3 protein-coding genes and 1 pseudogene are annotated in these 2904 nt (G+C 64.8%); 2 read left to right on the forward strand and 2 right to left on the reverse strand.

Going from position 1 to position 2904, the window contains the following annotated elements:
• Positions 1–179 precede the first annotated feature (179 nt).
• Positions 180–359: pseudogene (locus tag SM452_RS30230) on the forward strand (hypothetical protein); the annotation flags it as partial.
• 251 nt (positions 360–610) lie between these two features.
• On the opposite strand, the gene SM452_RS30235 reads toward SM452_RS30230, so the two are convergent.
• Both SM452_RS30235 and SM452_RS30240 read right to left on the reverse strand, forming a co-directional pair.
• Positions 611–955 carry a hypothetical protein gene (locus SM452_RS30235; RefSeq protein ID WP_334465719.1) on the reverse strand — a complete coding sequence of 115 codons (345 nt, stop codon included), beginning with the start codon at positions 953–955 and terminating at the stop codon, positions 611–613.
• A gap of 392 nt (positions 956–1347) precedes the next feature.
• The gene (locus SM452_RS30240; RefSeq protein WP_463841208.1) at positions 1348–1734 is read right to left on the reverse strand and encodes a hypothetical protein; all 387 of its coding nucleotides are present in this window, start codon (positions 1732–1734) and stop codon (positions 1348–1350) included.
• A gap of 333 nt (positions 1735–2067) precedes the next feature.
• On the opposite strand from SM452_RS30240, the gene SM452_RS30245 reads away from it, so the two are divergent.
• Positions 2068–2646: a DUF6346 domain-containing protein gene (locus tag SM452_RS30245; protein ID WP_463841209.1), complete on the forward strand. Its 579-nt coding sequence runs from the start codon at positions 2068–2070 to the stop codon at positions 2644–2646.
• The last annotated feature ends 258 nt before the right edge of the window (positions 2647–2904 follow it).

Raw genomic sequence — 2904 nt, forward strand, 5'->3', positions numbered from 1 at the left:
GTCGCACGCTCACGCAGCTCATCGTTGTACTTCTTCGGTGCGGGCATCGCTGGTGTTCCTCCCAGGTTTCGATGTCTCCATCAAACCCGGTGCGGGACAATAGTCCGGAAGGCGCTGGCCGAGGGATGGCAACCTACCCAGCCGGGCACGACCATCCACATGACTGCGCCCGCGGGCTGATGACACGGCGCATCGGTGACCGGGCCATGTTCGCGGTGGAGATCGGCGAGGTCGAGCCGCACCAACTCCGCGTCGTCGACCTGTGGGCGGCTGGTCAGAGGTTGACCACCGAGGACAACTGGGCCTTCCTCCCGTTCTTAATCCGCGTCATGCGGTCGAGCACAGCGCAGGTCCGCCGAGGCACACGTACGGACGCTGCCCAGACAGCCTGCTGAAAGATGGTGGGCGCGGCAGGTTTCGAACCTGCGACCCCTCGCTTGTAAGTTCTGGGCGCTCCGTCCGGGCCGGTCCGCGCGTGTCTCTGACCTCGGCTCGTGGTCCACGGCTGTACGGCTTGGCCCCTCCCCGTCCAGCCTTGTTGCTGTCACCGTTGCTGTCGACAGCACCGGGCGGCCTGCTCAGACGAGGGCTCCGGCCCGCGCGGTCGCCCTCAGCTCCCGTATCCCGGCATCCAAGGCAACGAGTCAACCTCGGTCGTTCTCCCCTGCAAGACCATCGTGAACAGTTCCATCATCCCGGCCCGCGAGTAGCCATCCATGTGCAGCGGGCCGCGGACCTCGTCGTGGTCCTCCCAGATCACAAGCCCTCGGCTTCCCGCGAACACCGACACGCTGTACCCAGCCTCGTTATCGCTGATCCACACGTCAGGATGCTCCGGGTCATCGACCTCCAGCTCATCCAGCAGGTCCGCGAGCTGGTCAACCGATGAAACGTCCTCGCCACTTCCCCACCGATGCTGGATGGAGCAGCGAACTGCACTCGGAGCGTCAGCCATGGAAGCAATCCTCGCCTACGCCGAGAGCGCCAACCCACCCTCGGTGCCTACCCGCGCGACCTACCTTGCGTCGGACACAGACGTTGAAGCGGAACTTAGGCGGGCTCGTTTGTGACCTGCGGCGACCTGGTCGGCGCGCTGGTCGCGCCCCGTCGTGGCTTGCCGCCGCTGCTCGCTGGGTGCAGACGTTTGACGGCGTCTTGTGCCCCCTGTGCGCCCCGAGCGGGTCCGTCGCAGCCGGCCGTCCTCGGTGTTCAACGCACACGGTTTAGGAAGGGTGTAGCGCCCGCTGGGGCACCCGTCGTTCTACCGGGACATACACCCGAGCGCTTCCCAGCACAGCCCTTGATCATTCCGCACATGTTCCGAATCTTGTTTGCTGGGCCCTGGATCTATGGATTGCCAGCAAGGCGGTTCGACCCGGCCGCTGGCTCGTTCAAGGTTCCCAGCCGCTCCTCGCCGGTGTCGAAGAACGCCGTCAGGTAGGCGTCCGGAGGAAGCTCACTGTCTCTCATCAGCGAGTAGACCTCGGCACCGTGGCCGAGCTCATCAAACATCCGGTATGCCTGCGCGAAGCCGAGGTATCTCCGGTCAACCTCGTTCGCGTACTCCGCAGCTTCAGCCTCGGCCAGGGCGACGGCCGCGTCGAAGCTCACCGCCCGCCATACCGTAATGCGTTCCTCATAGACGAACTGCGCATCGCTGCCGTACTGGAAAACGCACCGCACGGCGAACCACCCCTGGTTGACGGCCTCGTCGGCGTCCTGCGCGTCGCTCACCGACCCATCCTGCCGCACGGTACGGCTCAGCGTCGATCATCACCGCCGCTGGCAACCCCTCGCTTGTAAGAGGTGAAGCGGAACCCAAAGCCGCCGCCGCGCCACCAGCGGGAACGGTGAACGAGACCTGCTGACAGTGCCCGGACCTCGTAACTGTGGGGCAGCGCCCGGGTCAGTCACCAGTGGCGGCAGTGTCGTACCGTGCTGGCCGTCGCCGGAGCAATGACGAATCTGTCCGCCGGATACCCGACTGCAAAGTGGAGGTCATGCATGGGGTACCGCAGGATGCCTGACCGGTGGAAGTCTCGGCGACACCTCGTCATGATCAGGACGATGGTCGGCTCTGACTTCATGGGTCCTGACTTTTATGGCCGCGAGATGCGCCTCTGGCAGTCGCTGGGGCCAGCTAAGTATCGCCTGCGATCCGCCTGTCTCGCCGTCCTGGTGGCCGTGGCCAGCATGGTGGTCTTCCTGGGTTCGATGACGCTTGCCAGCCTTTTCGGGGGGCTGCACTACGGGCACCCGGCGCGGGTGGTCGTGGACGATTGCCAGCAGGTTGGCCCAATCAGCCGGCAGGGCTTCGGTTATTGGTGGGAATGTGATGCGCTGGCGACCGCACCCGACGGCACGGTCCGGAAGGCCCGAATACACGGATCGGATGTCACGCCCGAGGATCGGGGCCGGTCGGTCGAACTGCGCGAGTCGTGCGTCAGGAAAGGTGCTAGCGAGTGCTCGTACGGTAGACCAACCGGCTACCTCCTCAACATCGGCCTACAGATCATCGTCAAGCTGGGCTGGTTAGTGTTGGTCTTCGGCGGCTTCGGGGTCGTGGCGTTCCTGACCCGGGCGCTCCTCGGCGCGCCCCGGTACATGCGCTTCCGCGCTCACCGACCTTCGGCCGCAGATTCATGAGCTGCTGGCAAGCCGGTCCTCGGGCGAATAATGGCCTTTGATCAGCAACGTCTACGCGATCGTCCTCGGCCGCCTGCTCCTCGCTGGACACATTCTCGGGAAGAAAGGGTGAAGCCCGAGGACTTAGGGTGAACGCCTTCACCAACTCACCCCCTGCGCTTGCTACAGAGGTTGAAAGGCTGACGTCCGTCGGCGTGTCTGCGTGATCTGGGTCGATGTGGGCGGTAGGTCGGAGGCATGAGGTATCCGGCTGGTGGT

It is taken from the genome of Micromonospora sp. SYSU B005 (genome assembly GCF_055362685.1).